This window comes from Anaerostipes sp. CAG:276, from assembly GCF_000432215.1.
Taxonomy (GTDB): Bacteria; Bacillota; Clostridia; order Lachnospirales; family Lachnospiraceae; genus Anaerostipes; species Anaerostipes caccae.
Window position 1 is genome coordinate 1 of the sequence record NZ_FR889196.1, and the last position, 768, is coordinate 768.

Consider the following 768-nt stretch of genomic DNA (forward strand, 5'->3'; position numbering starts at 1 on the left):
CGAATCATGGTTGGGCCTTGAAGGCAAGACAGTCATCGTAACCGGCGGGGCATCCGGAATCGGGAAAGCAGTTGCCCAGGAATTTTTAAATGTCGGGTGCAATGTGGTTGTTTCCGACATGGCGCCGGAAGCGCCGGAGTTTGACACTGCAGCCGGCAGGTTCCATTACGTGAAGACCGACGTGACCAGTGCAGAAGATGTGGATGCCATGGTAAAAGAAGTGGTGGACACATTCGGAACCGTAGATGTACTGGTGAACAACGCAGGGATCAATATCCCGAGACTCCTGGTGGACCCGAAAGAGCCGAAAGGACAGTACGAACTGGACGAAGCAGTCTGGGATAAAGTGTGCAGCGTCAACTTAAAGGGAGTGTTCTTCTGTGCACAGGCAGTGGGCAGAATCCTTGTGGAAAAAGGAGAAGGAGTCATCATCAATATGTCTTCAGAGAGCGGGCTGGAAGGCTCCGAGGGACAGAGCGTGTACGCGGCGACAAAGAACGCAGTGAATTCCCTGACCAGAAGCTGGGCAAAAGAATTAGGGAAACAGGGAGTGCGCGTAGTAGGCGTGGCACCGGGCATCATGGAAGCGACAGGATTAAGAACGTTAGCGTATGAATCAGCGCTGGCTTACACAAGAGGGATCACAGTGGATGATTTAAGAGCGGGTTACAGCAAGACATCCACAACACCGCTCGGAAGATCTGGAAAACTCTCCGAAGTGGCAGATATGTGTGTCTATCTGGCAAGCCAGAGATCTTCTTATGTACA

General features: G+C 52.1%; 1 protein-coding gene. It reads left to right on the top strand.

Annotation, left to right across the window (positions count from 1 at the left end; genetic code table 11):
* Positions 1–768 (top strand): SDR family oxidoreductase (locus QVP35_RS10575; RefSeq protein WP_227060289.1); only part of this gene is annotated, 768 nt, incomplete at both ends.